Source organism: Stutzerimonas kunmingensis, assembly GCF_014764705.1.
Taxonomy (GTDB): domain Bacteria; phylum Pseudomonadota; class Gammaproteobacteria; order Pseudomonadales; family Pseudomonadaceae; genus Stutzerimonas.
On record NZ_JACXXG010000016.1, the window covers coordinates 1 to 24,569 of the forward strand.

Genomic DNA, 24,569 nt, shown 5'->3' on the forward strand with positions numbered 1-24,569 from the left:
TCTTGCCGGTATATTCGAGTTCGGAGAAGGTCTTCTGCACGCGCGTAACAAAGCTCATGGAGGGGGCTGGTTGAGGGGGCTCAGTGTGCCAAGGGTGGGGGCGGCTGGCTATTTATGCAGTGTCTCCCTAGACGGTCCGCCCGGATTTAAACGCCAGCTTCCTCCATCCACTTCGGTTTCGGATAACGACGATCGGCCTTGCCGGCCTTGAGCACGGCGCCCGGTACGTCGTGGCCGACAAGTTGGGGCAGGTCGGTGGCGCATTGCAGTAGGCGGTCGAGATCGACGCCGGTGTCTAGGCCCATGCGCTGGAACATATGCACGAGATCTTCGGTGCAGATATTGCCGCTGGCACCTGGCGCGTAAGGGCAGCCGCCGAGGCCGCCGAGGGAGGCGTCGAAGCGGACGATTCCGGCGTTCAGCGCTGCCAGTGCGTTGGCCAGGCCCATGCCGCGGGTGTTGTGGAAGTGTGCGGTGAATACTGCCTGCGGCCAGCTGTTCAGCACTTCGCGGCAGATGCGCTCGACCTGCGCCGGGTCGGCCATGCCGGTGGTGTCGCAGAGGGTGATGCCTTGCACGCCGATCTCCAGCAGGCGTTGCACCAGCTCATAGACGCGCCGCTCGGGCACGTCGCCCTCGAAGGGGCAGCCGAAGGTGGTCGATAGCGAGGCGTTGATGAATACGCCACTGCCGCGAGTGACTTCGATGATTTCGCGGAACTGCACCAGCGACTGTTCGGGTGTCATGCGCAGGTTGGCCAGGCCGTGGGTGTCGCTGGCCGACATCACCAGGTTGATCTCGTCCACCTCGCAGGCCAGCGCGCGCTCGCAGCCCTTCGCGTTGGGCACCAGCACGGTGTACTCGACGCCCTCCGCACGGCGGATGCCGCGCATCACGTCTTCGGCGTCGCGCAGGTTGGGGATGGCCTTGGGCGAGGTGAAGGAGGTGACTTCGATCTTCGCCAGCCCGGTTTGCGAGAGGCGGTCGATCAGGGCGATCTTGGCTTCGGTCGGCACGAAGTTCGCTTCGATCTGGAAGCCGTCGCGGGTGGCGACTTCCTGGATGTACAGGCGTTTGCTCATGGGAGTCCTGTCGGTTGTGCCTGGGCGTAGGGTGGACGACGCTTTACCCATCCACCGTTGTGGCTTGCTGGCTGGTGGACAAGCTTCGCGTTGTCCACCCTACGTATGGGCGTAGGGTGGATGACGCTCCAGCCAGCCACCGTTCGGAGGTGGCGGATGAAAGAAGCGTCATCCACCCTACGTGGCGTTCAGATGATCCCGCGCTCGCGCAGGCCCTGGCGTTGTACATCGGTGAGGCCGAGGCCGGCCAGCACGTCGTCGGTGTGCTCGCCCAGTTGCGGGCCGCCTTCGCCGATGCGCCCTGGCGTGCGCGACAGCTTGGGCAGCACGCCCGGTACCTTGAGCGGGCCGGCGAAGGTCTGCACCTGCTCGATCATCTGCCGCGCCAGGTAGTGCGGGTCCTTCACGATATCGGCGGCGGTGTAGGGATAGCCGGCCGGCACGCGGGCGCCCTTGAGTGCTTCGATCACCTCGTCGCGGCTGTGCTGGATGGTCCATTCGCCGATGGCGGCATCGATCAGCTCGGCGTGCTGGGCGCGGCCGTCGTTGTGGGCGAAGCGCGGGTCATCGGCGAGGTCTTGGCGGCCCATCAGGGTCATCAGGCGCTTGTAGATGCTGTCGCCATTGCCGGCGATCAGCACGTAGGCGCCGTCATTGCACAGGTAGGAGTTGGACGGGGTGATGCCGGGCAGGGCGCTGCCGGCTGGCTCGCGGACATAGCCGAAGGCGTCGTATTCGGGCACGAGGCTTTCCATCATGGCGAACACCGACTCGTACAGCGCCACGTCGATTTCCTGACCCTGGCCGCTACGGTTGCGCTCCTGCAGGGCGAGTAATACACCGATCACGCCATACAACGAGGACAGCGAATCGCCGATGCTGACGCCAACCCGCACCGGCGGCTGGCCCGGATAGCCGGAGAGGTGGCGCAGGCCACCCATGGCTTCGCCGATCACGCCGAAGCCCGGCAGGTCGCGATAGGGACCGGTCTGGCCGTAGCCGGAAATGCGCAGCATGATCAGCCGAGGGTTCAGCTTCGACAGCTCATCCCAGCCCAGGCCCCATTCTTCCAGCGTGCCGGGGCGGAAGTTCTCCACCAGGATGTCGGCTTCGTCCACCAGCTGGCGGACGATTGCCTGGCCTTCCGCGGCCTTGAGATCCAGCGTCACCGAGCGCTTGTTGCGCGACTGCACATGCCACCAGAGCGAGGTGCCGTCCTTGAGCTTGCGCCACTTGCGCAACGGGTCGCCGACCTTGGGCGGCTCGATCTTGATCACATCGGCGCCGAATTCGCCGAGCAGCTTGCTGGCGAAAGGGCCGGCGATTAGTTGGCCCATCTCGATCACCTTGAGGCCCTGCAGCGGCAGGTTCTTGTCTGTCTGTTCGCTCATCACGACACCTGTGCCGGTTGGTTCATGGTGCCGAGCATGACCGACGCATCGGCAGCGGACAATTGGCCGTTTGCCAAGTTAGGTTTCGCGCTTCACGAAGGCTAAGACGAAAGGAGCTTTGAAAAACTCGGGCTGAGCGGCGCATGCTTCGTCTACCGCGAATACGGGAATCCAATATGCGCCGCATCGATTTCGTCACCCTTCGGCTGTTCGTCGCCATCGCCGAGACCCGCAGCCTGACCCGCGCTGCCGAGCGCGAGCATCTGGCGCTGGCGGCGGTGAGCAAGCGCGTCAGCGATCTGGAAGGGCAGCTCGGCGTCAGCCTGCTCTATCGCCAGCCCAAGGGCGTTGAGCTGACGCCGGCCGGCCACGCGCTGCTGCACCACGCGCGCAACCTGCTGGACAACCTGCAGCAGCTGGACGCTGACCTCAGCGAGTTCAGCCAGGGCGTGAAGGGCCATGTGCGCATCCACGCCAATACCTCGGCGGTGATCGAATTCCTGCCCGAGGACCTGAGTACTTTCACCCGCCAGCACCCGGAGGTGAAGATCGACCTGGAGGAGCGCGTCAGCAGCGACACCCTGCGTGCGCTGCGCGAAGGGCTGACCGATATCGGCATCTTCGCCGGGCATATGCCGGCCGAGGACCTGCAGGTGTTTCCCTATCGCGAGGACCGGCTGGTGCTGGTCACGCCGCGCGAGCATGCGTTGGCTGAACGTGCACAAATTGCCCTGCGTGATGCCGCTGGCTTCGACTTCATTGGCCTGCAACAGGACGCCTCGCTGCACGCGCTGCTGCAGCAATCGGCGCAACAGATGGGTACGCCGCTGCGTCTGCGCATTCAGGTGCGCAGCTTCGAGGCGATCTGTCGAATGATTCACACCGGCATGGGCATCGGTGTGCTGCCCGAGCAGGTGGTGCGCAACTACCTGCCGGCGCTGGACGTGGCCATGGTGCCGTTGACCGATGCGTGGGCGCGGCGCGAGCTGAAGCTCGGCGTGCGCAATCTGGAAAGCCTGTCGGTGACTGCGAGGCAGATGCTTGAGCACCTCACCGCTCGCGAAGGCAATGGCTGAAGGAGCGCGCCGGGCCTAGTGATTGCGCTGCTGCCTTCGCCAAACGCGAAGTCTTGCTTGGCCAAATAGCAATTCAGTCCGCGGGGGCGGCGGGGTAGAGTCGGGCCAGCGATATGGCTCACACAACTACATAACGGAGCTCACCCCCATGGCACGACTCACCCGTGGCATTACCCGTCTGCTCGCCGCTTCGGCGCTGTTTACCGCTCTCGGCGCCCAGGCCGATCCGATCCTGATCAAGTTCTCCCATATCACCGCCGACAGCACGCCGAAGGGCCAGGGCGCGCTGATGTTCAAGAAGCTCGTCGAGGAGCGCCTGCCCGGCCAGGTAGAAGTGCAGGTGTTCGCCAACTCCTCGCTGTATGGCGACGGCAAGGAGATGGAAGCGCTGCTGATGAATGAGGTACAGCTGCTGGCGCCGGCACCGTCGAAGCTCGAGCAGTACACCAAGCAACTGCAGCTGTTCGACCTGATGTTCCTGTTCGACGACATGGCCGCCGCGCAGCGCTTCCAGCAGTCGGACAAGGGCCGCGCCATGCTCAAGTCGATGGAGGACAAGGGCATCACCGGCCTGGCCTACTGGCTCAACGGCATGCGCCACTTCACTGCCAACAAGCCGCTGCGCGAGCCGGCCGACGCCCGCGGACTGAAATTCCGCGTGCAGCCCTCGGACCTGCAGGCCGCCCAGTACACCGCCCTGCGGGCAGTACCGCGCAAGATGGCCTTCGCCGAAATCTATCAAGGGCTGCAGACCGGCGTGGTCAATGCCCAGGACAATCCCTGGTCGAACATCTACAGCCAGAAGTACCACGAGGTGCAGAAGTACATCACCGAGTCCGGTCACGGCATCGGCAACTACCTGCTGATCACCAACACCAGGTTCTGGAGCGGCCTGCCGGCAGAGGTGCGCGGCGAGCTGGAAGCGATCATCGACGAGGTCACCGTGGAGGTGAACCGCCAGGCCGAGGCGCTGAACGAGAAGGCCAAGCAGGGCGTCATCGACTCGGGCAAGAGCGAGATTCTGGTGCTGACCGACGAACAGCGCGCCCGCTGGCGCGACGCGGTGCAGCCGGCCTGGAAGAAGTTCGAAGCCGATATCGGCAAGGACCTGATCGAGGCCGCGCGCGCAGCCAACGCTGCGCCCTGAGGCAAGTCCGCCAATGGTCTGTTAGACCAATGTGCAGTTTCGGCCACGGCGCTGGCTGCACAGAATGGCGGCGTCTATCTGCGTGATCGGACAAGTGTGTATTCCAACCGGATGGTTGAACGAGCGGCCCTTGAGGCCGCTTTTTTTTGCCTGCAAAACGCGTCCGCGGGTGTCGGGGCCGTAGCATTCAGCTACGCGAAAGCTCTGGCAAATGGCGGTAGTGCACACGCCATGCGGTGAGGCGCGGTCTATGCTTGAGCAAAGCCGATACGCCAAGGGTGGCGTGCTTGGCTGGAGTGCACCGTCTGACAGGCGCTGGGTTGGTCATTGGGTTCGCCTGCTGGACAGGGTTCTGCATACCAACAAGACAGACGAGGAACTGCCATGAGCGCTGCGTCCGTATATCCGGTTCGGCCCGAGGTGGCCGCTCAATCACTGACCAACGAAGCCAGCTACAAGGCCATGTACCAGCAGTCGGTGATCAATCCCGAGGGCTTCTGGCGTGAACAGGCGGCGCGGCTGAACTGGATCCGGCCTTTCACCGAGGTCAAGCGCACCTCCTTCGACGATCACCATGTGGATATCAAATGGTTCGCCGATGGCACGCTCAACGTCTCGGCCAACTGCCTGGATCGGCACCTGGCCGAGCGCGGCGATCAGCTGGCAATCATCTGGGAGGGCGATGATCCTTCCGAACACCGCGAGATCACCTACCGCGAGCTGCACCAGGAAGTCAGCAAGTTCGCCAATGCGCTGCGCGGGCAGGATGTGCACCGCGGCGACGTGGTGACCATCTACATGCCGATGATTCCAGAGGCCGCGGTGGCGATGCTGGCCTGTGCGCGCATCGGCGCTATCCACTCGGTGGTGTTCGGTGGCTTCTCCCCGGAAGCGCTGGCCGGGCGCATCATTGATGGTCAGTCGAAGATCGTGATCACCGCCGACGAAGGCGTTCGCGGCGGCAAACCCGTGCCGCTCAAGGGGAATGTCGACGAGGCGCTGACCAATCCCCAGACCAGCTGTGTGAAGAAGATCATCGTCGTGCGCCGCACGGGTGCGGACATCCGCTGGCACTCGCATCGCGACATCTGCTACGACGACCTGATGCGCGTGGCCGGTGAGGTTTGCGCGCCGAAGGAAATGGGGGCCGAGGAGCCGCTGTTCATCCTTTATACCTCCGGCTCCACGGGCAAGCCGAAGGGCGTTCTGCATACCTGCGGCGGCTATCTGCTCTATGCCGCACTGACTCATGAGCGGGTGTTCGACTACCGCCCCGGGGAGGTCTATTGGTGCACGGCCGATATCGGCTGGATCACCGGGCACAGCTACCTGATCTACGGCCCGCTGGCCAACGGCGCGACGACGCTGATGTACGAAGGCGTGCCGAATCATCCGGACGTTACCCGCATCGCCCGGATCATCGACAAGCACAAGGTGAACATCCTCTACACGGCGCCCACGGCGATCCGCGCCATGATGGCCGAGGGGGCCGCGGCGGTGGAGGGGGCCGACGGCTCCAGCCTGCGCCTGCTCGGCACGGTGGGCGAACCGATCAATCCCGAGGCATGGCACTGGTATTACGAAACGGTCGGCCAATCGCGCTGCCCCATCGTCGATACCTGGTGGCAGACCGAGACTGGCGGCATCCTGATCAGCCCGCTGCCGGGGGCGACCGCGCTCAAGCCAGGCTCCGCCACGCGCCCGCTGTTCGGCGTGGTGCCGGGGTTGGTGGACAACCTCGGCAACCTGCTCGAAGGCCCTGCCGAGGGCAATCTGGTGATCCTCGACTCCTGGCCGGGGCAGATGCGCACCATCTACAAGGACCACGACCGCTTCGTCGACACCTACTTCAAGACCTTCCGCGGCATGTATTTTACCGGCGATGGCGCGCGTCGCGACGAGGATGGCTATTACTGGATCACCGGAAGAGTCGATGACGTGCTCAACGTGTCCGGGCACCGCATGGGCACCGCGGAGATAGAAAGCGCCATGGTCGCCCATGCCAAGGTGGCCGAAGCGGCAGCGGTGGGCGTTCCGCATGCACTGAAGGGCCAGGCGATCTACGTGTATGTGACCTTGGTCAGCGGCGTGCAGCCCACGGACGCGCTGCGCCAGGAGCTGCAGCAGTGGGTGCGCAAGGAGATCGGGCCGATCGCCGTGCCGGATGTGATTCAGTGGGCACCTGGGCTGCCGAAGACGCGTTCCGGCAAGATCATGCGCCGGCTGCTGCGCAAGATCGCCACGGACGATTATGACGCGCTGGGCGATACCTCGACCCTGGCCGATCCTGGTGTGGTCGATCAGCTGATCGAGGCTCATGAGGTGGTGAAGAAGCGCTGAAGGCAAGGGAGACCGGAGCGTAGTCACGCAGCCGGTCGCCTCTACCCATGAGCCTGTGCCCGGCGGCAATGCCACGACTCGCCGGGCTCGATGTTTCCCGCTTGTATGGCCGCGGGGATCAGACGCCGGCGGGCGGGCTTTTCAGGCTGTCATTGCCGGTTACGGTGGTGCCGTTGGTGGCTGCCTCGGCATTGGCTTGCAGTTGCTGACTATCTTTTTCCGAGCGTTCGAACGGCATGTGGTGCGAGCGGCCTTCGGCCATGCCGGCCTGTTCGTTGATTTCATTGAACACGCGCTTGGCCTCGCAGTGCCCGGTTACGCCACGGGACAGCGCCAGGCCGCCGATACCCAGCTGCAGCAGTCCGCCCAAACCGCCGCGGCTGAGGCCCTTGGCAAGGAAATACAGCCCGCCGGCCAGGGACATGGCGCGCTCCCAGCCGTGGACGTTCTGATTCTGGTGGTTCGAGGACTTGTTGTTCATGGGTGGCTCCGACGAGGACATTCTCAATGAATGACTCTCGCCAGCGCAGGCTGTTCGGTGCCGCAGGTCGGCATCTGGCGACAACGCGGTGTAATGGCTGTTGTGGGAAGCCAAACGGATGCAGGTGGAGCGAGCCAGGGCGCGCCAATGCGTTGGAGCGTACTGACCGCGAATCGTGAAGAATGCGACGGACGAGCTTCGCGGCCAACACCTGCGCGGGGCAGCCGTGCTTCACGGTCGGCCCCGAGGATGAATGTCTCGCGCAATCCGAAGAGCCGCGCGCGTGCGTGCTAACCGGCCATGCCGAATCCCTTGAGCACGAAGGCGTACTCCAGCGCCACGTCCTTGAGCGCCTGGTAGCGACCGCTCATGCCACCGTGCCCGGCGCCAAATTCGGTCTTGAGCAGCAGCAGGTTGTCGTCGGTGCGGGTGGCGCGCAGCTTGGCGACCCACTTGGCGGCTTCCCAGTACTGCACGCGGCTGTCGTTGTAGCCGGCCACCGCGAGCAGCGAGGGGTAGGCCTGGGCGCGGATATTTTCGTAGGGCGCGTAGGCCTTGATCCGCTCATGCACCTCCGGTTGATTCGGATCGCCCCACTCGTCGTATTCGGTCACGGTCAGCGGCAGGTCGGCGTTGAGCATGGTATTGAGCACGTCGACGAAAGGCACCTCGGCGACGGCCGCACCGAACAGCTCAGGGCGCATGTTCAGCACTGCCCCGATCAGCAGGCCACCGGCGCTGCCGCCGCTGATGGCCAAGCGCTCTGAGGTGGTGTAGCCATCGGCCAGCAGCTGCTCGGCGCTGGCGATGAAGTCGCTGAAGGTGTTCGGTTTGTGCTCCAGCTTGCCGGCACGGTACCAGGCCTCGCCGAGATCGCCGCCGCCGCGCACATGGGCGATTGCGAAGACGAAACCGCGGTCGAGCAGCGACAGGCGCGCATGGGAGAACCACGGATCGAGGCTGTGCCCATAGGCGCCGTAACCGTAGAGATAGAGCGGAGCCGGCTTGCCGAAGCTGTCACGCTGGCCGACCAGGCTGATGGGGATCTGCGTGCCGTCCTGGGCGGTCGCCCAGATGCGTCGACTTTCATAGGCGTCCGCATCGAAGGGGCCTTCCACCGGGGTTTCCTTGAGCACTTCCTGCGTGCCGTCGGCCAGCGTCAGCTGGCGGATCTGCGCCGGGCGATTCAACGCCTCGTAGCGCAGGCGGATCACCGTGCTGGTGAACTCCAGCGAATTCTGCACGTACAGGCTGTAGGCCGCATCGGGCAGCTGCAGGCGATAGGGCTGCACGCCCTGTGGCCGCACCTCGATCACCGGCAGGCCGCCTTCGCGCAGGGTCAGGGTGATCGCCTCGGCGTTGAGGCTGACGTCCTCGAGCATCACCGCGTCGTCATGGGCAACCAGTTCCTGCCAGTGCTCCCGCTCGGGCTGCGCCTCGCTGGCGTGATAGAGCGCGAAGTTGATGCCAGCCTGATTGCTGCGGATCAGCCAGCTCCACTGACCTTCGTGAAGGCCATGATCGGGAAAGTACTCGTGGTCTTCCTGGCGTGGTGCCAGGCACGTCCATTGACCTTCCGGCTCGTCCGCCGACAGCACCCAGGCTTCGCTGTTGGTCTTGCTGTGGGAAAGGATGACCAGCTGGCGCTCGGAGCTGGTGCGGTAGCAATGCACGAAGAAGCGCCCGTCCGGGTCGTGATAAACCTCGCTGCTGCCCGTATCGCCAAGGCGATGGCGGTAAATCTTGTGCGGGCGGTGGGTGTCGTCCAGTTCACCGTAGAACAGCGTCTGGCTGTCGTTGGCCCAGGTCATGCTGCCGTCGCAATCGTCGAAGGGCAGGGCGGTCACGTCGCCGCTGGCGAGATCCTTGACGAACAGTCGGTAGATCTCGTCGCCTTCGCGATCGAGGCTGTAGGCGAGCTTGCTGTGGTCCTGACTGACGCTGAACGCGCCCAGGGAGAGGAAGCCGCCTTCGGCCAGCTCGTTGGGGTCGAGCAGCAGCTGTTCGGCGTCCTCGTCAACGGTGAGCGAGCCATCGACCGGGCGTGGGCAGCGATAGTGCCGCGGGTATTCGTCGCCAGCGGCGGTGCGCTGGTAATACAGCCACGGTCCCCAAGGCGACGGCAGGGACAGGTCGGTTTCGCGGATGCGGCCCTTGATTTCCTGGAACAGCGTCTCGCGCAGTTCGGACTGGTCGGCGAGCTGTTCTTCGAGATAGGCATTCTCCGCCTTGAGGTATGCCAGCACGTCGTCGGCGTCGCGATTCTCCAGCCAGCGATAGGGATCGGTGCCGGTGTCGGCGCGGGCGATGGGGGCATTGGACATGCAGTAACTCCGGATTCGTTTCGCGACCGCTAAGGCCGGTGATGGCATAGAGCGAGATGCGGCAGTGTACCTGCTCGGCTACGGCTAGGATTCAACAGACAAACGTGGCGTCGGTCGGTGACCGGTGCACGGCAAGGATCGGCGCGGTGAATGGCGGCGAATCGGCGTTGTCGATGATGACCGGGTGGTCGCGAAATGTCTGCTTGCAGGTGGCTTTCGCTTAGGCAAACCAGCTGATTGACAATGCGGAGCTTTTCCCCGAAGGTGTGCCGACCCAAATCAAACGGGCGTATGAATCGAGCGTTTGCCAGAGCAGATGCCGATCACCCGGATTATCGTGTCGGTGGGTGTCGTTCGCTGCAAGGCGCGGTCGAGTAAGGGCCGAAGACGTGAGACACGTAACGTTCAGCTTCCATACCTGGAGATCAGTTGATGATTTACGAAGGTAAAGCCATCACGGTTAAGGCTCTTGAGAGCGGCATCGTCGAATTGAATTTCGACCTCAAGGGTGAGTCCGTCAACAAGTTCAATCGCCTCACTCTCAACGATCTGCGCCAGGCCGTCGATGCCATCAAGGCTGACGCGTCGGTGAAAGGCGTCATCGTTACCAGCGGCAAGGACGTATTCATCGTCGGCGCCGACATCACCGAATTCGTCGACAACTTCAAGATGGCCGACGAGGAACTGGTCGCCGGCAACCTCGAAGCGAACAAGATCTTCAGCGATTTCGAAGACCTGGGCGTACCCACCGTGGCCGCTATCAACGGCATCGCACTGGGCGGTGGCTTCGAAATGTGCATGGCTGCTGACTACCGCGTCATGTCTACCGTGGCGAAAGTCGGTCTGCCGGAAGTGAAGCTGGGCATCTACCCGGGCTTCGGCGGCACGGTTCGCCTGCCGCGCCTGATCGGCGTCGATAACGCTGTCGAGTGGATTGCATCTGGTAAGGAGAACCGCGCTGAAGACGCGCTCAAGGTTCGCGCGGTAGATGCTGTAGTCGCCCCTGAGCAGCTGCAGGCCGCTGCGCTGGATCTGGTCAAGCGCGCCATTTCCGGCGAGCTGGACTACAAGGCCAAGCGTCAGCCGAAGCTGGACAAGCTCAAGCTAAACGCCATCGAGCAGATGATGGCTTTCGAGACCTCCAAGGGTTTCGTGGCTGGTCAAGCGGGCCCGAACTACCCGGCGCCGGTTGAAGCGATCAAAACCATTCAGAAAGCCGCCAATTTCGGGCGCGACAAAGCGATCGAAGTCGAGGCCGCTGGCTTCGTCAAACTCGCCAAAACGTCGGTTGCGCAAAGCCTGGTTGGCCTGTTCCTGAGCGATCAGGAGCTGAAGAAAAAAGCCAAGGCCTACGACAAGCAAGCCCGTGACGTGAAGTTGGCTGCCGTACTGGGCGCCGGCATCATGGGTGGCGGTATTGCCTACCAGTCGGCTGTCAAAGGCACGCCGATCCTGATGAAGGATATCCGCGAAGAGGGTATCCAGATGGGCCTGAACGAGGCCTCCAAGCTGCTCGGCAAGCGCGTCGAGAAAGGTCGCCTGACTCCGGCGAAGATGGCCGAGGCGCTCAATGCCATTCGCCCGACCATGTCGTATGGCGACTTCGGTCACGTCGACATCGTCGTCGAAGCCGTTGTCGAAAACCCGAAGATCAAGCAGTCGGTGTTGGCCGAAGTCGAAGGTCTGGTGCGTGATGATGCGATCATCGCCTCGAACACCTCGACCATCTCCATCAGCTTGCTGGCCCAGGCGCTCAAGCGTCCGGAAAACTTCTGCGGCATGCACTTCTTCAACCCGGTGCACATGATGCCGCTGGTGGAAGTGATCCGTGGCGAGAAGACCAGCGAAGTGGCTATCGCAACCACCGTTGCCTACGCCAAGAAAATGGGCAAGAGCCCGGTCGTGGTCAACGATTGCCCGGGCTTCCTGGTCAACCGCGTGCTGTTCCCGTACTTCGGCGGCTTCGCCCGCGCCATCGCCCACGGTGTCGACTTCGTTCGCGCCGACAAGGTGATGGAGAAGTTCGGCTGGCCGATGGGGCCGGCCTATCTGATGGACGTCGTCGGCATGGACACCGGCCACCACGGCCGTGACGTGATGGCTGAAGGCTTCCCGGATCGCATGAAGGACGACGCCCGCACGGCTGTCGACGTCATGTACGAGGCCAACCGCCTCGGCCAGAAGAACGGCAAGGGCTTCTACGCCTACGAGATGGACAAGAAGGGCAAGCCGAAGAAGGTCGTCGATGCCCAGGCCTACGAGCTGCTCAAGCCGATCGTTGCCGAGACTCGCGAGCTGTCCGACGAGGACATCATCAACTACATGATGATCCCGCTGTGCCTGGAGACCGTGCGCTGCCTGGAAGACGGCATCGTCGAGACCGCTGCCGAAGCCGACATGGGCCTGATCTATGGCATTGGCTTCCCACCCTTCCGTGGTGGTGCGCTGCGCTACATCGATTCGATCGGCGTCGCCGAGTTCGTCGCGATGGCCGACAAGTACGCCGACCTGGGCCCGCTGTACCACCCGACCGCGAAGCTGCGCGAGATGGCTGCCAACGGCCAGCGCTTCTACGGTTAATCGAGGGAGAGAGAATTCATGAGCCTGAATCCAAGAGATGCAGTCATCGTCGACTTCGGTCGCACCCCGATGGGGCGCTCCAAGGGCGGCATGCACCGTAATACCCGCGCTGAAACCATGTCCGCACACCTGATCGACGGCGTGCTGGCGCGCAACCCGAAGATCGACCCGGCCGAAGTCGAGGACGTGATCTGGGGCTGCGTGAACCAGACCCTGGAGCAGGGCTGGAACATCGCCCGCATGGCTTCGCTGATGACGCGTATCCCGCACACCAGCGCCGGCCAGACCGTGAGCCGCCTGTGCGGTTCGTCCATGAGCGCCCTGCACACTGCCGTGCAGGCCATCCAGACCAACAACGGTGACGTATTCGTCATCGGTGGTGTGGAGCACATGGGCCACGTCAGCATGATGCACGGCGTCGACCCGAACCCGCAGCTGTCGCTGTACGCCGCCAAGGCGTCCGGCATGATGGGCCTGACTGCCGAAATGCTCGGCAAGATGCACGGCATCACCCGCGAGCAGCAGGATGCCTTTGGTGAGCGTTCGCACCGCCTGGCGCACAAGGCCACGCTGGAAGGCAACTTCAAGGATGAAATCATCCCGATGGAAGGCTATGACGAGGATGGTTTCCTCAAGGTCTTCGATTACGACGAAACCATCCGTCCGGACACCACCCTGGAAAGCCTGGCTGCGCTGAAGCCTGCGTTCAATCCGAAGGGCGGCACCGTGACTGCAGGTACTTCCTCGCAGATCACCGACGGCGCGTCCTGCATGATCGTCATGTCCGCCCAGCGCGCCAAGGATCTCGGCATCCAGCCGTTGGCCGTGGTTCGCGCTATGGCACTGGCCGGTGTCGACCCGGCAATCATGGGCTACGGCCCGGTGCCGTCCACCCAGAAGGTGCTCAAGCGCGCCGGTCTGACGATGGATGACATCAGCCACGTCGAGCTGAACGAAGCCTTCGCTGCACAGGCACTGCCGGTGCTCAAGGACCTCAAGCTGCTCGACAAGATGGAAGAAAAAGTCAACCTGCATGGCGGCGCCATCGCCCTGGGGCACCCGTTCGGCTGCTCCGGTGCGCGTATCTCCGGCACCCTGCTGAACGTGATGAAGCAGAACAACGGTACGATTGGTATCGCCACCATGTGTATCGGTCTGGGCCAGGGGATCAGTACGGTCTTCGAACGCGTCTAACAGACAGATGCAAATGACTGCGCTAGGCTGACAGCCAATCTCGCGACTGAGCGGGAATATGATTGTCAGCCGGTGCATGGAAGCCGGGGCCTGGTGCCCCGGTTTTTCTTTTTTGTATTTGTGTGGAGGTAGGCATGCAGTTGCAGCCGGGGCGTTATCGCCATTACAAGGGGCCGGAATATCGCGTTTTCGCTGTTGCGCGGCACTCCGAGACCGAGGAGTCGGTGGTGTTCTACCAGGCGCTGTATGGGGAACGTGGACTCTGGGTGCGCCCGTTGTCGATGTTCATCGAGACTGTCGAAGTCAACGGCGAAACGGTCCCGCGTTTCGCATTGATCGAAGCTGAAACGAGCGTTTTCGAAGGTTGAGCTGGCCAGCGGCCACCAGGTCCGCGCTTGACCTCACCTCCATCGCCACTATATATAGCGGTGCTTTTCAGACAGAGCTTAAACCTTGCTGTTCGCTGGATGGCATCGAACGGCTGCTCTGATTCGCACCAGGCGGAGCCGGGCAGGGCGATTTTTCGTCAGGTCGGCCCGTTCGCAAAACGCGCACTAACGTACGCTGATGCCTTGCCGTTTAGCGCCGGTGCGGGTATTCAAACTGTCGGAGGCGCCGCCTCTGTTCACCTCTAGATTCAGGAACTCTCCTCTCCATGGGTAAATCGCTGGTCATCGTGGAATCACCGGCCAAGGCCAAGACAATCAACAAGTATTTGGGCAACCAGTACGTGGTGAAGTCGAGTATCGGCCATATCCGCGACCTTCCTACCAGCGGCTCTGCCAACAAGGAGCCGGTCAAGCGCGGCAAGGCTGCAGCCGCCGAAGCGCCTGCGCTGTCGCCGAAGGAGAAGGCCAAGCGTCAACTCATCACCCGTATGGGGGTCGACCCGGAGCACGGCTGGAAGGCCAAGTACGAGATCCTGCCCGGCAAGGAAAAGGTCATCGAGGAACTGCGCCGTCTGGCCAAGGAAGCCGACACCATCTATCTCGCGACCGACTTGGATAGAGAGGGGGAGGCCATCGCCTGGCACCTGCGCGAGTCGATTGGCGGCGACGACAGCCGTTACAAGCGCGTGGTGTTCAACGAGATCACCAAGAAGGCGATTCAGGAGGCTTTCTCCAAGCCTGGCGAACTCGATCTGAACCGGGTCAACGCACAGCAGGCGCGTCGTTTCCTTGATCGGGTGGTTGGCTACATGGTGTCGCCGCTGCTCTGGGCGAAGATCGCCCGCGGGCTTTCCGCCGGCCGAGTGCAATCGGTAGCGGTGAAGCTGGTGGTCGAGCGCGAGCGTGAGATTCGCGCCTTCGTTCCGGAAGAATACTGGGAAGTTCACGCGGACCTGGCGAATGCGCAGCAGGCCAAGGTGCGTTTCGAGGTCGCGCGTGAGAACGGCGAAGCCTTCAAGCCGCTGAACGAAGCCCAAGCCACCGCTGCACTGGAGAAGCTCAAGGGCGCGCAGTACAGCGTCAGCAAGCGCGAAGACAAACCGACGAGCAGCAAGCCCTCGGCCCCCTTCATCACTTCGACTTTGCAGCAGGCGGCGAGCAATCGCCTCGGCTTCGGTGTGAAGAAGACCATGATGATGGCTCAGCGCTTGTACGAAGCCGGTTACATCACCTACATGCGTACCGACTCGACCAACCTTTCCGCTGACGCGATCGGTATGGTGCGCGGTTTCATCGAGAGCGAGTTCGGCGACAAGTACCTGCCGGAAAAACCGAATGTCTATTCGAGCAAAGAAGGCGCGCAGGAAGCGCACGAAGCGATTCGCCCGTCCGACGTCAACCTGCGCCCGACCCAGCTTTCGGGCATGGAACGCGATGCCGAGCGTCTGTACGAGCTGATCTGGCGCCAGTTCGTAGCCTGCCAGATGCCGCCGGCACAGTACCTGTCCACCAGCGTGACCGTCGCTGCCGGCAATTTCGAACTGCGCGCCAAGGGCCGCATCCTGAAGTTCGACGGTTACACCAAGGTCATGCCGCAGCAGAGCAAGGCCGGTGAGGATGACGTGTTGCCGGAGATGAACAAGGGCGACGACATGAAGCTGCTCAAGCTCGACCCGAGCCAGCACTTCACCAAGCCGCCAGCGCGCTACTCCGAAGCCAGTCTGGTCAAGGAGATGGAGAAGCGCGGTATCGGCCGGCCGTCCACCTACGCCGCGATTATCTCGACCATTCAGGACCGCGGCTACGTCTCGCTGCACAACCGCCGTTTCTATTCGGAGAAGATGGGCGACATCGTCACCGAGCGCCTGTCCGAGAGCTTCAATAATCTGATGGACTACGGTTTCACCGCCGGCATGGAAGAGCATTTGGACGATGTCGCCCAGGGTGAGCGCGACTGGAAGCACGTACTGGACGAATTCTACGGTGACTTCCGCAAGAAGCTCGAGGTTGCCGAGGCCAGCGAGAACGGCATGCGCGCCAATCAGCCGACCGTGACCGATATCCCGTGCAAGGTCTGCGGTCGGCCGATGATGATCCGTACCGCTTCCACCGGCGTGTTCCTCGGTTGCTCCGGCTACAGCCTGCCGCCGAAGGAACGCTGCAAGTCCACCGTCAACCTGGTTCCCGGCGACGAGATCGCTGCCGATGACGAGGGCGAGTCCGAGTCTCGCGTGCTGCTTGGCAAGCACCGCTGCCCGATCTGCAGTACCGCGATGGATGCCTATCTGCTCGACGAGACGCAGAAGCTGCACATTTGCGGCAACAACCCGGATTGCTCGGGTTATGAGATCGAGAAAGGCCAGTACCGCATCAAGGGCTATGAGGGCCCGAGCCTGGAATGCGACAAGTGCGGCAGCGAAATGCAGCTCAAGACCGGCCGCTTCGGCAAGTTCTTCGGTTGTACCAACGCCGAATGCAAGAACACCCGCAAGCTGCTGAAAAATGGCGAAGCCGCGCCACCGAAGATGGATGCGGTGAAGATGCCCGAGCTCAAGTGCGACAAGGTCGACGACACCTACGTACTGCGCGATGGCGCTTCCGGCCTGTTCCTGGCTGCCAGTCAGTTCCCGAAGAATCGCGAAACCCGGGCGCCGCTGGTGCGTGAGCTGATCCCGCACAAGGACGAGATCGATCCCAAGTACCACTTCCTGCTCGATGCGCCGCAGAAGGATCCGGAAGGCCGCTTCGCGGTTATCCGCTTCAGCCGCAAGACCAAGGAGCAGTACGTGCAGACCGAAGTGGACGGTAAGCCGACCGGCTGGAAGGCGTTCTACGACGGCGGCAAGTGGAAGGTCGAAGACAAACGCTGATTTCTTTGCGTTCGACCGCTCAGCAGACCGGCTGCACCGAGTGCGTTCTTCAGATCGGCTGACACTTCGTCAGCCGATCTGGTGCGGCAACCTGTGAAGGTCCATTCTCTGTCCATCTTCTTTCGGAGAGCATGCCATGGCTCACGAGCTCTACACACGTACCAACCAGAAGATCTTCTTCGCCGGTTTGTCACTGGACAGCTGGCGCAAGGCCGAAGAATCTGCCTCGATGAATTCTCAAGGTTTGATTCAGGCTGAACGTGAGGCTTGCCTGTTCCACCTTTACGGCGCCTTGCTTGGACTGTGCCATGAGATCGCCGGTTACTACCGATCGCCCGGTGCGGATGCGCCTGTCGTCGAGGCATTTCTGACCCGCAGCGTGCTTGAGGCTGCGCCGAGCCCGGAACTCGCCGAATTGCTGGAATTGTCGGAGCAGCCAAGCACCTGGCTCGGGCAGTTGCTTACCGCCTACAAGCAGCTGCTCCAGCCGCCACGCGCTCCTGCCAAGGCCAAGACTGATCCGCGCCAGCCGTTGATCGAGGCAGTCAGTGTCGAGGACGATGTGCCACCGCTGTCGCGCGTCGAGCTGGAAGCCTGGCGACAGAACCTCAAGGGTCTGGCATTACGTTTTCGTGAGTCGCTGACCGAATGGTGACACTCGGGACCGTGGCGTCAGCCGCGGTGCCTGATACTCAGGACCATGGCGATGCCGCCGAGAATCGCCGCACCTGAGATGATCAGCGTTGCCGTCAACGCTTCACCCAGCAGCACAGTCCCGGCGATGGCTGTGAGTAACGGAACGCTGAGCTGGACGCTCGCCGCCTGTATTGCCGCAAGACCGGGCAGCGCCGCGTACCAGATGGCGTAGCCGACGCCAGAGGTCAGCGCCCCGGAGAGCAAGGCGTACACGATTCCTGGCGCATCCCATTGCTGCTGGCCAAGCGTCACCAGACAAAGCACTGCGGCCAGCGGCACGGCCTTGATGAAATTGCCCGCAGTTGCTGCAAGGGGATTGCTCGCGCCCCGTCCACGCAGCGAATAGATGCCCCAGGCGACACCGGACAGCAGCATGAGCAGTGCGCCGTCCAATGCCGGCGCGCTGCTTCCCGGCAGCAGCAGAATCAGCAATCCGCTCAATGCCAACAGCAAGCCGAAAATCTGCCAAGCGCTAAAGCGCTCGCCCCGCAGCAATCCCCAAGCAAGCATGCTCAACTGCACCGCGCCGAACAGCAGCAGGGCGCCGGCTCCGGCATCCAGGTTGATATAGGCGTAGGAAAAACTAGCGGCGTAGACGAACAGCGCCAAGGCGCTGAACCAATCTCCGCCCTGCGACTGTCTCGGCGTGCCGATTCGCAACAGTAGCCAGAGCGTGAGCGCTCCGGCCAGTATACGGAGGCCGGTGAAGCTGGCCGGGTCAATAGCGGTGTCCCGCAAGGCGATACGGCATAGGATCGAGTTGCCGGCAAATGCAAGCATGGCCAAGGCGGTAAGCAGCAAGGTGCGGGTTGTCATACACAATCCTTATCGAGCGCCGGCGCGCGCTTTTTTTGTGCATGCTACGTGTCGGTATCCATAGCCGCATCGTTTTGTTGGTCCGGCAATGCACGGCTGCATGATGCTGCTACCTATCGGGGTGTTGCTAGCGAAAGGAGCTTGAGGCCTGCAAAGGCTGTCCTGAGGCTGGTCGGCTGCTACAATGGACGCCTTTCACGCGGAGCTGATCCATGCCTACATCTTTTCTGGAAATCGTCGAGCTACCTGACGGGCGCATCGTGCTTCGTCGTGCCGAGGACGAAGAGGTGTTGGTCACGCTGAATTTTTCGGAAGACGCCAAGCTATTTCTACAGGGGCAGCACGTCGAGATTGCCAAGGCGATGTTCAATGTCGGCGTTCAGATGGCCGGTCGCATGTCGGAAGGGGATTTCGAGCGTGACGATGAAGAGCCGCGTGTTCTGCACTGAGTGAGCTAGTGATCGAGCGTTATAGCTTCAGGATTCCATCCGCGATTTTCAGCACGTCCCTGTGCCGTGCGGTTCAACATCCGAGACGAATATTCAGGCTCTGAGCTGCGCCCAGGCTGGCGGCTGCGCATAGTTTGCTACGTGTTGCACCATCGAGCTGATCAAACCAGCTGACCACGGTATGGCTGCACCCCGAGGCCAGGGCTTTGCAGGCGAGTTCCATCGCGCCCTCGGCGTCGCGTGGCTGCAGCAGGATGATGCGTTCGCGATTCAGACCGCACTTGCGCAGCCAGTTCTGCGAGAGGAAAGCGGGCGGGGCAATCAGGGTCAGCCAGCGGCTGTCCGCTGCATCGCCGAGTTCACGCAGGATTGGGGCAAGCAGCAGGTGGCAGTGCTCGCTGCTGCCGCTCAGGCTCAACTCGCTCAGATATTCCTTATCCTGCTCGGGTTTGTTGCGTGGTTTCAGGTTGCCAAACGGTGCCAGGCTTTGCGCAATGATGCCGTCGAACAACGAAAGTTGGGGCCGGGAAGTGCTGGTCTGGTACTGCATGAACCTTCTCCTTAGCGGCGGATTACGCCGACACTCAAGCCTTCTATCACCAGTTCCTGCTGTTCGAGGTCGACCTCGATGGGCGCGAACTCGGGGTTTTCAGCCAACAGCCAAACCTTCTTGCCGTCACGCTTGAAACGCTTCACCGTGACTTCGTCACCGACGCGAGCAACCACGATCTGGCCGTTGCGGGCCTCGCGGGTGGTGTGCACGGCCAGCAGGTCGCCATCAAAAATGCCGACGTCTTTCATGCTCATGCCGTGGACACGTAGCAGATAATCGGCGCGCGGATGGAAAAACGCGGGGCTGATCTGGCAGGATTCTTCGACATGTTGCTGCGCCAGAATCGGCGCGCCGGCAGCAACGCGGCCGATGATCGGCAGGCCATTTTCGGATGCGGCGGGTTCGAAGTCCGGAATACGTATCCCGCGGGACGCCCCGGGCGTCATCTCGATAGCGCCCTTGCGGGCAAGTGCCTTGAGATGTTCTTCGGCAGCATTGGGTGACTTGAAGCCGAGTTCCTGAGCGATCTCTGCGCGAGTGGGTGGATACCCATTGTCTTCCAGGCAGCGCTTGATGAACGCGAGGATTTCCGTCTGGCGAGGCGTCAGCTTGATCATGTCGGTCTCTGTTCTTTTATACAGTGACTGGGATTATATACAGTGATCCGGCCTTGGCAACGAATGATTATGATGGTTTAGAAAGCACATCCGGCGTGCTCCGTGGTCTGTCTGCGACAATGACGCTAGTGCCACAAGGCGTTTCGTGGTTGACTTGCCGGTCGGTGAAACGTAAGTTTCAAACAGTTGTTTGTCTTTCGGAGGGGGCATGGCGCAGTCGGAAACAGTTGAGCGCATTCTTGATGCAGCGGAACAGCTGTTCGCGGAAAAAGGCTTCGCCGAAACCTCGCTTCGCCTGATCACCAGCAAGGCTGGGGTCAACCTCGCGGCAGTGAACTATCATTTCGGTTCGAAGAAGGCGCTGATCCAGGCGGTGTTCTCGCGGTTTCTCGGGCCATTCTGTGCCAGTCTCGAGCGTGAACTGGATCGACGCGAGGCATTGACCGACAAGAAGGACACGCTTGAGGAACTGCTGGAAATCCTCGTCGAGCAGGCCTTGGCGGTCAAACCGCGCAGCGGCGATGATCTGTCCATCTTCATGCGCCTGCTGGGCTTGTCTTTCAGTCAGAGCCAGGGCCACCTGCGCCGCTATCTGGAAGACATGTACGGCAAGGTGTTCCGGCGCTACATGCTCAAGGTGCATGACGCGGCGCCGGCCATTCCGCCCATCGAACTGTTCTGGCGTGTGCACTTCATGCTTGGTGCGGCCGCATTCAGTATGTCGGGTATCAAGGCACTGCGCGCTATTTCCGAGAACGATTTTGGCGTCAGAACCTCGATCGAGCAGGTCATGCGTATGATGGTGCCGTTTCTCGCGGCCGGCATGCGCGCCGACAGTGGCATTGATGACAACACGCTGGCGGCGGCACAACCGATCGCGCGGCGCAACGCAGTGGCCATTCCGGCGAAGGCTTGAGCTACAAGCCCGCCGGGTGATCGGCTAAGCTAGCCGCCCATGGCATTTCTCGATTTTCTGCATATTTCCATCGCCGATCAGCAGCTCTACGGCTTCGCCGAGGGCCAGTTGCGTCTGCGCTTTTCTGTCTCTACGGCACGCAATGGTGCGGGCGAGCTGAACGGTTCCGGTTGCACGCCGCGCGGTCTGCATCAGGTGCGTGCGCGCCTCGGTGACGGTTTGCCTCAAGGTGCGGTGTTGCGTGGGCGGCGCTGGACAGGGGAGGTATGGTCCCCTGAGCTTCACGGAATTTCTCCCGGTCGTGACTGGATCCTGACCCGGATTCTCTGGCTCAGCGGGTGCGAGCCTGGAGTCAATCGCCAGGGGCAGGTCGATACCTTCCGCCGTTACATCTACATTCACGGTACCCCCGATTGTGAGCCGATGGGCGTGCCTCTTTCCCACGGTTGCATTCGCATGCGCAATGCCGACCTGCTGCAACTCTTCCCATTGGTGCCGCCTCACTGCGCGGTGCGCATCGACGAGGCACCCTGTCCCGATTGGGCTGCCGCTGAACTCGAATAAGGATTCCTTCTGCATATGCACGGTTCACTGATGCTGGACATTGCTGGTACCTGGTTGACTGCCGAAGATCGCCAGCTTCTTCGCCAGCCCGAGGTCGGCGGACTTATTCTGTTTGCCCGCAATATCGAGCACTCGCGCCAGGTCGACGAGCTGTGTCGCTCGATTCGAGCCGTGCGGCCAGACCTGCTGTTGGCGGTGGACCAGGAGGGTGGCCGCGTTCAGCGGCTGCGCCAGGGTTTCGTACGGCTTCCGCCGATGCGCGAACTTGCGCGCTGCTCCGACGCGCCGCGGCTGGCGGAAGCCTGCGGTTGGGTGATGGCGACCGAGGTACTCGCTGCGGGCCTGGATTTCAGCTTCGCACCGGTTCTCGATCTTGACCACCAGCGCAGTGCCGTGGTGGGAACGCGTGCATTCGAAGGCGATCCGCAGGCCGCCGTAGTGCTGATCGACGCTTTCATCCGTGGCATGCACGCGGCGGGTATGGCCGCAACCGGCAAGCACTTTCCCGGTCATGGCTGGGCCGAGGCGGACTCCCATGTCGCGATCCCGGTCGACGAACGAAGTCTTGGAGAGTTGCGCCGCTGTGATCTGATTCCCTTCAAGGCGCTGAGCGGCACGCTCGATGCGATCATGCCGGCGCACGTGATCTATCCTCAGGTCGATGACCAGCCCGCAGGTTTTTCGCGGCGGTGGCTGCAGGACATCCTGCGTAACGAGCTCGGCTTCAAGGGCGTGATCTTCAGTGACGATCTGTCGATGGCGGGCGCGCACGTCGCCGGCGATGCGGCCGATCGCATCCAGGCAGCACTGGTTGCCGGCTGTGACATGGGGCTGGTGTGCAATGATCGGGCGGCGGCTGAACTGGCGTTGGCTGCGCTGCAGCGCCTCAGCGTCACGGCGCCGCCTGCGCTTTCGCGTATGCGCGCTCGGCAGGAGTACGCTGCTGAGTACAAGCAGAATCCGCGTTGGCTTGACGCCATTGGCGCGCTCAAGGCCGCCGACCTGATTGACTGACCCTTTTTCTTCCAAGGAATACCCATGACTGTCCATGCCATCATCGGCGGTACCGGCCTGACTCAGTTGAGCGGCTTCAAGATGCAGCGCGCGCAGCTCATCGATACGCCCTACGGGCGCCCGTCCGGTGAAATCCTGCGTGGCGAATACAGCGGCCGAGAGGTGCTGTTCCTTGCACGGCATGGCCATCCGCACCGCATTCCGCCACATCAGGTGAATTACCGAGCCAACTTATGGGCGCTGAGGCAGGCCGGGGCGGAGGCGATTCTTGCAATCAATGCGGTCGGTGGCATCCATTCGGCCATGGGCTCCGGGCATTTTTGCGTACCCCATCAGATTGTCGATTACACCTACGGTCGCGAACACACCTTCTTCGAAGGCGATATAGATCACGTGACCCACATCGATTTCAGCTATCCCTATGACGAAGCGCTGCGCGAGCGCCTGATCGGCGCACTCGCAGCCGAGGGCTATGCGTTCAGCAGTCACGGTGTGTATGGCTGCACGCAGGGTCCGCGGCTGGAAACCGTAGCGGAGATCACCCGTATGGAACGCGACGGCTGCGACATCGTCGGTATGACCGGAATGCCCGAGGCTGCGCTGGCGCGCGAACTCGACCTGCCTTATGCCTGCCTGGCGCTGGTGGTCAATCCGGCGGCCGGCAAGGCGAGCGGGGTGATCACCATGACCGAGATCGAGGCGGCACTGGCTGCCGGCATAGGCAAGGCGCGACAGGTCCTCGCAAACGTGCTGGCGACGTGAGTGATCCGCGGCACAGCAATGCGGGAGCGCTTTGTCTGAAACGTCGTTGTCATATTGCGGCCTGAGACTGGTATTTTTGCGGTGGCCCCCGTTGCGGCAAGCATGCTGCTTGCTACACTTGGCCGTCCTTTGGAGTACCGGAATGTTTTGCCAGGCACACACAATAAGAATTCTTAGAACCGTCGTGTTGCTCTGCCTGCTTGGCGGCATGGCCGGATGCTCGACCTGGTTTTCGGGCGATTTCAAGGACCCTACGGTCGAGCTCACCAAGGTCGATATCATCAAGGCGCGGCTGCTGGAACAGCAATTCATGCTGCGCTTTCGTATCGACAACCCCAACGATCACAGCCTGCCGGTGCGCGGGCTGATCTACAAAGTCCATCTCAACGACGTGGAACTGGCCAGCGGCGAGTCCAGTGGCTGGCTGACAGTACCTGCCAACAGCTTCGAGTACTACGAGGTGCCGGTTCACACCAACCTCTGGCGCCATATGAAGTACATCGTGCGTCTGCTGGAGAAGCCCGACCGTCCGATCGCCTACCGCCTGGCAGGTGAGCTCAAGACCGGGCTGATGATGGGCCGGCGCGTGCACATTTCCAACAATGGCGAGATAATCCCGGGCAACTTTATTCCGGAGTAGTACCCAGATGAGTCAAGAGCCCCACGTACATGGTCCCGACTGCAACCACGATCACGATCACGACCATCACCACGTTCATGGCCCGCATTGCAATCACAGCCACGAACCTGTGCGTAATCCGCTGAAGGACGTCGGTCGCAATGACCCGTGCCCTTGTGGCAGCCAGCAGAAGTACAAGAAATGCCACGGCGCCTGAGCCTGTCATGACCCTGGCCATCGGTCTGTTCGTCATCGCCACGCTGCTGATTGCTGCGCTGGGCGGCTATGCGTTGTATCTCTGGCGGCGTGTCTGGCGCAACGAGCGGTTGCAGGCAGAGGCGCGGACGCAGCAGCAGACCGCGCTGGCGGAGGATCTGCGAATCCTCGCCAGCTGCCTGCTGGAGGAGCAAGTCCCGCTCATCGAAGGGGCAATCCGCATCAAGGTGCTGCTCGACAACTATGATGTGGCGCTGGGGCAGCATCCTCGTTGTCAGGTCTTCCAGCAGCTGTTCGAGGCCACCGAGCAAGTGCCGACCCATGCGGCCTGGAAGGCGCTGGACAAGCAGGAGCGGCGCCGACATGAAGCGCAGTTCAGTGCCCTCGAGCTGCAGCACAAGGCCGAGGCTCGGCGTTCGGCCCGTTGGCTGCTCGACGAAGCTCTGCCAAAATCCCGCGACGCGGCCTGATCG

The 24,569-nt window shown here is 62.2% G+C and carries 23 protein-coding genes; 16 read left to right on the forward strand and 7 right to left on the reverse strand.

What is annotated here, in order from left to right:
* Positions 1-146: 146 nt before the first annotated feature.
* Both IEG05_RS13395 and IEG05_RS13400 read right to left on the reverse strand, forming a co-directional pair.
* Complete coding sequence (locus IEG05_RS13395; RefSeq protein ID WP_046620520.1) at positions 147-1,082, reverse strand: hydroxymethylglutaryl-CoA lyase; 936 nt, start codon at positions 1,080-1,082, stop codon at positions 147-149.
* 188 nt (positions 1,083-1,270) lie between these two features.
* Positions 1,271-2,473, reverse strand: a complete 1,203-nt coding sequence (locus tag IEG05_RS13400; RefSeq protein WP_046620523.1) for a CaiB/BaiF CoA transferase family protein — start codon at positions 2,471-2,473, stop codon at positions 1,271-1,273.
* Between the two features lie 176 nt (positions 2,474-2,649).
* On the opposite strand from IEG05_RS13400, the gene IEG05_RS13405 reads away from it, so the two are divergent.
* The 3 genes from IEG05_RS13405 to acs all read left to right on the forward strand — a co-directional run bounded on the left by IEG05_RS13405 (position 2,650) and on the right by acs (position 7,036).
* A complete protein-coding gene (locus IEG05_RS13405) occupies positions 2,650-3,549 on the forward strand; it encodes a LysR family transcriptional regulator (protein ID WP_046620526.1) in 900 nt (299 codons plus the stop codon).
* A 148-nt stretch (positions 3,550-3,697) separates the two neighbouring features.
* Positions 3,698-4,696, forward strand: coding sequence for a DctP family TRAP transporter solute-binding subunit (locus IEG05_RS13410; RefSeq protein WP_046620527.1), 999 nt, complete (start codon positions 3,698-3,700; stop codon positions 4,694-4,696).
* A 384-nt stretch (positions 4,697-5,080) separates the two neighbouring features.
* Positions 5,081-7,036, forward strand: a complete 1,956-nt coding sequence (gene acs, locus IEG05_RS13415) for an acetate--CoA ligase (protein WP_046620529.1) — start codon at positions 5,081-5,083, stop codon at positions 7,034-7,036.
* Positions 7,037-7,154: 118 nt separating this feature from the next.
* On the opposite strand, the gene IEG05_RS13420 is transcribed toward acs, so the two are convergent.
* Together IEG05_RS13420 and IEG05_RS13425 are read right to left on the reverse strand one after the other, a co-directional pair.
* Positions 7,155-7,517, reverse strand: a complete 363-nt coding sequence (locus IEG05_RS13420; RefSeq protein WP_003285581.1) for a YgaP-like transmembrane domain — start codon at positions 7,515-7,517, stop codon at positions 7,155-7,157.
* Positions 7,518-7,807: 290 nt separating this feature from the next.
* Positions 7,808-9,841: a S9 family peptidase gene (locus tag IEG05_RS13425; protein ID WP_046620534.1), complete on the reverse strand. Its 2,034-nt coding sequence runs from the start codon at positions 9,839-9,841 to the stop codon at positions 7,808-7,810.
* Positions 9,842-10,273: 432 nt separating this feature from the next.
* Here IEG05_RS13425 and fadB point away from each other — a divergent pair, with 432 nt between their 5' ends.
* The 5 genes from fadB to IEG05_RS13450 all read left to right on the forward strand — a co-directional run bounded on the left by fadB (position 10,274) and on the right by IEG05_RS13450 (position 17,529).
* Positions 10,274-12,421 carry a fatty acid oxidation complex subunit alpha FadB gene (fadB, locus tag IEG05_RS13430; protein ID WP_046620536.1) on the forward strand — a complete coding sequence of 716 codons (2,148 nt, stop codon included), beginning with the start codon at positions 10,274-10,276 and terminating at the stop codon, positions 12,419-12,421.
* Between the two features lie 18 nt (positions 12,422-12,439).
* The gene (fadA, locus tag IEG05_RS13435; protein WP_003285577.1) at positions 12,440-13,615 is read left to right on the forward strand and encodes an acetyl-CoA C-acyltransferase FadA; all 1,176 of its coding nucleotides are present in this window, start codon (positions 12,440-12,442) and stop codon (positions 13,613-13,615) included.
* 134 nt (positions 13,616-13,749) lie between these two features.
* A complete protein-coding gene (locus IEG05_RS13440; RefSeq protein WP_014820599.1) occupies positions 13,750-13,983 on the forward strand; it encodes a DUF1653 domain-containing protein in 234 nt (77 codons plus the stop codon).
* 287 nt (positions 13,984-14,270) lie between these two features.
* Positions 14,271-16,874 (forward strand): type I DNA topoisomerase, encoded by a 2,604-nt coding sequence (gene topA, locus IEG05_RS13445; protein WP_041014252.1) that lies wholly within the window; start codon positions 14,271-14,273, stop codon positions 16,872-16,874.
* A 136-nt stretch (positions 16,875-17,010) separates the two neighbouring features.
* The gene (locus IEG05_RS13450; RefSeq protein ID WP_046620537.1) at positions 17,011-17,529 is read left to right on the forward strand and encodes a DUF6586 family protein; all 519 of its coding nucleotides are present in this window, start codon (positions 17,011-17,013) and stop codon (positions 17,527-17,529) included.
* A 17-nt stretch (positions 17,530-17,546) separates the two neighbouring features.
* On the opposite strand, the gene IEG05_RS13455 is transcribed toward IEG05_RS13450, so the two are convergent.
* Entirely contained in the window at positions 17,547-18,386 is an 840-nt protein-coding gene (locus tag IEG05_RS13455; RefSeq protein ID WP_191122201.1) for a DMT family transporter, read from the reverse strand.
* 212 nt (positions 18,387-18,598) lie between these two features.
* On the opposite strand from IEG05_RS13455, the gene IEG05_RS13460 reads away from it, so the two are divergent.
* Positions 18,599-18,835 (forward strand): hypothetical protein, encoded by a 237-nt coding sequence (locus tag IEG05_RS13460; RefSeq protein ID WP_014820595.1) that lies wholly within the window; start codon positions 18,599-18,601, stop codon positions 18,833-18,835.
* A 73-nt stretch (positions 18,836-18,908) separates the two neighbouring features.
* On the opposite strand, the gene sulA is transcribed toward IEG05_RS13460, so the two are convergent.
* Together sulA and lexA are read right to left on the reverse strand one after the other, a co-directional pair.
* The gene (gene sulA / locus IEG05_RS13465) at positions 18,909-19,385 is read right to left on the reverse strand and encodes an SOS-induced cell division inhibitor SulA (protein WP_191122202.1); all 477 of its coding nucleotides are present in this window, start codon (positions 19,383-19,385) and stop codon (positions 18,909-18,911) included.
* An 11-nt stretch (positions 19,386-19,396) separates the two neighbouring features.
* Entirely contained in the window at positions 19,397-20,005 is a 609-nt protein-coding gene (gene lexA, locus IEG05_RS13470; protein WP_014820593.1) for a transcriptional repressor LexA, read from the reverse strand.
* 208 nt (positions 20,006-20,213) lie between these two features.
* Here lexA and IEG05_RS13475 point away from each other — a divergent pair, with 208 nt between their 5' ends.
* The 7 genes from IEG05_RS13475 (at position 20,214) to IEG05_RS13505 (ending at position 24,566) form a co-directional block, all read left to right on the forward strand.
* Entirely contained in the window at positions 20,214-20,921 is a 708-nt protein-coding gene (locus tag IEG05_RS13475; protein WP_011912890.1) for a TetR/AcrR family transcriptional regulator, read from the forward strand.
* Between the two features lie 39 nt (positions 20,922-20,960).
* Positions 20,961-21,485 carry a L,D-transpeptidase gene (locus IEG05_RS13480; RefSeq protein WP_179484385.1) on the forward strand — a complete coding sequence of 175 codons (525 nt, stop codon included), beginning with the start codon at positions 20,961-20,963 and terminating at the stop codon, positions 21,483-21,485.
* Between the two features lie 15 nt (positions 21,486-21,500).
* Positions 21,501-22,499 carry a beta-N-acetylhexosaminidase gene (nagZ, locus tag IEG05_RS13485; protein WP_191122203.1) on the forward strand — a complete coding sequence of 333 codons (999 nt, stop codon included), beginning with the start codon at positions 21,501-21,503 and terminating at the stop codon, positions 22,497-22,499.
* A gap of 24 nt (positions 22,500-22,523) precedes the next feature.
* Positions 22,524-23,261: an S-methyl-5'-thioinosine phosphorylase gene (locus IEG05_RS13490; RefSeq protein ID WP_023445660.1), complete on the forward strand. Its 738-nt coding sequence runs from the start codon at positions 22,524-22,526 to the stop codon at positions 23,259-23,261.
* A gap of 142 nt (positions 23,262-23,403) precedes the next feature.
* Positions 23,404-23,901, forward strand: coding sequence for an LEA/WHy family protein (locus IEG05_RS13495; protein WP_036999573.1), 498 nt, complete (start codon positions 23,404-23,406; stop codon positions 23,899-23,901).
* Positions 23,902-23,908: 7 nt separating this feature from the next.
* A complete protein-coding gene (locus tag IEG05_RS13500) occupies positions 23,909-24,097 on the forward strand; it encodes an SEC-C metal-binding domain-containing protein (RefSeq protein ID WP_003302497.1) in 189 nt (62 codons plus the stop codon).
* 7 nt (positions 24,098-24,104) lie between these two features.
* Entirely contained in the window at positions 24,105-24,566 is a 462-nt protein-coding gene (locus IEG05_RS13505) for a DUF2489 domain-containing protein (RefSeq protein WP_014820587.1), read from the forward strand.
* Positions 24,567-24,569 lie beyond the last annotated feature (3 nt).

Bases quoted from the DNA above. Each gene is read 5' to 3' on its own strand.
- IEG05_RS13395 (WP_046620520.1), bottom strand. From the start codon at position 1,082: ATGAGCAAACGCCTGTACATCCAGGAAGTCGCCACCCGCGACGGCTTC.
- IEG05_RS13400 (WP_046620523.1), bottom strand. From the start codon at position 2,473: ATGAGCGAACAGACAGACAAGAACCTGCCGCTGCAGGGCCTCAAGGTG.
- IEG05_RS13405 (WP_046620526.1), top strand. From the start codon at position 2,650: ATGCGCCGCATCGATTTCGTCACCCTTCGGCTGTTCGTCGCCATCGCC.
- IEG05_RS13410 (WP_046620527.1), top strand. From the start codon at position 3,698: ATGGCACGACTCACCCGTGGCATTACCCGTCTGCTCGCCGCTTCGGCG.
- acs (WP_046620529.1), top strand. From the start codon at position 5,081: ATGAGCGCTGCGTCCGTATATCCGGTTCGGCCCGAGGTGGCCGCTCAA.
- IEG05_RS13420 (WP_003285581.1), bottom strand. From the start codon at position 7,517: ATGAACAACAAGTCCTCGAACCACCAGAATCAGAACGTCCACGGCTGG.
- IEG05_RS13425 (WP_046620534.1), bottom strand. From the start codon at position 9,841: ATGTCCAATGCCCCCATCGCCCGCGCCGACACCGGCACCGATCCCTAT.
- fadB (WP_046620536.1), top strand. From the start codon at position 10,274: ATGATTTACGAAGGTAAAGCCATCACGGTTAAGGCTCTTGAGAGCGGC.
- fadA (WP_003285577.1), top strand. From the start codon at position 12,440: ATGAGCCTGAATCCAAGAGATGCAGTCATCGTCGACTTCGGTCGCACC.
- IEG05_RS13440 (WP_014820599.1), top strand. From the start codon at position 13,750: ATGCAGTTGCAGCCGGGGCGTTATCGCCATTACAAGGGGCCGGAATAT.
- topA (WP_041014252.1), top strand. From the start codon at position 14,271: ATGGGTAAATCGCTGGTCATCGTGGAATCACCGGCCAAGGCCAAGACA.
- IEG05_RS13450 (WP_046620537.1), top strand. From the start codon at position 17,011: ATGGCTCACGAGCTCTACACACGTACCAACCAGAAGATCTTCTTCGCC.
- IEG05_RS13455 (WP_191122201.1), bottom strand. From the start codon at position 18,386: ATGACAACCCGCACCTTGCTGCTTACCGCCTTGGCCATGCTTGCATTT.
- IEG05_RS13460 (WP_014820595.1), top strand. From the start codon at position 18,599: ATGCCTACATCTTTTCTGGAAATCGTCGAGCTACCTGACGGGCGCATC.
- sulA (WP_191122202.1), bottom strand. From the start codon at position 19,385: ATGCAGTACCAGACCAGCACTTCCCGGCCCCAACTTTCGTTGTTCGAC.
- lexA (WP_014820593.1), bottom strand. From the start codon at position 20,005: ATGATCAAGCTGACGCCTCGCCAGACGGAAATCCTCGCGTTCATCAAG.
- IEG05_RS13475 (WP_011912890.1), top strand. From the start codon at position 20,214: ATGGCGCAGTCGGAAACAGTTGAGCGCATTCTTGATGCAGCGGAACAG.
- IEG05_RS13480 (WP_179484385.1), top strand. From the start codon at position 20,961: ATGGCATTTCTCGATTTTCTGCATATTTCCATCGCCGATCAGCAGCTC.
- nagZ (WP_191122203.1), top strand. From the start codon at position 21,501: ATGCACGGTTCACTGATGCTGGACATTGCTGGTACCTGGTTGACTGCC.
- IEG05_RS13490 (WP_023445660.1), top strand. From the start codon at position 22,524: ATGACTGTCCATGCCATCATCGGCGGTACCGGCCTGACTCAGTTGAGC.
- IEG05_RS13495 (WP_036999573.1), top strand. From the start codon at position 23,404: ATGTTTTGCCAGGCACACACAATAAGAATTCTTAGAACCGTCGTGTTG.
- IEG05_RS13500 (WP_003302497.1), top strand. From the start codon at position 23,909: ATGAGTCAAGAGCCCCACGTACATGGTCCCGACTGCAACCACGATCAC.
- IEG05_RS13505 (WP_014820587.1), top strand. From the start codon at position 24,105: ATGACCCTGGCCATCGGTCTGTTCGTCATCGCCACGCTGCTGATTGCT.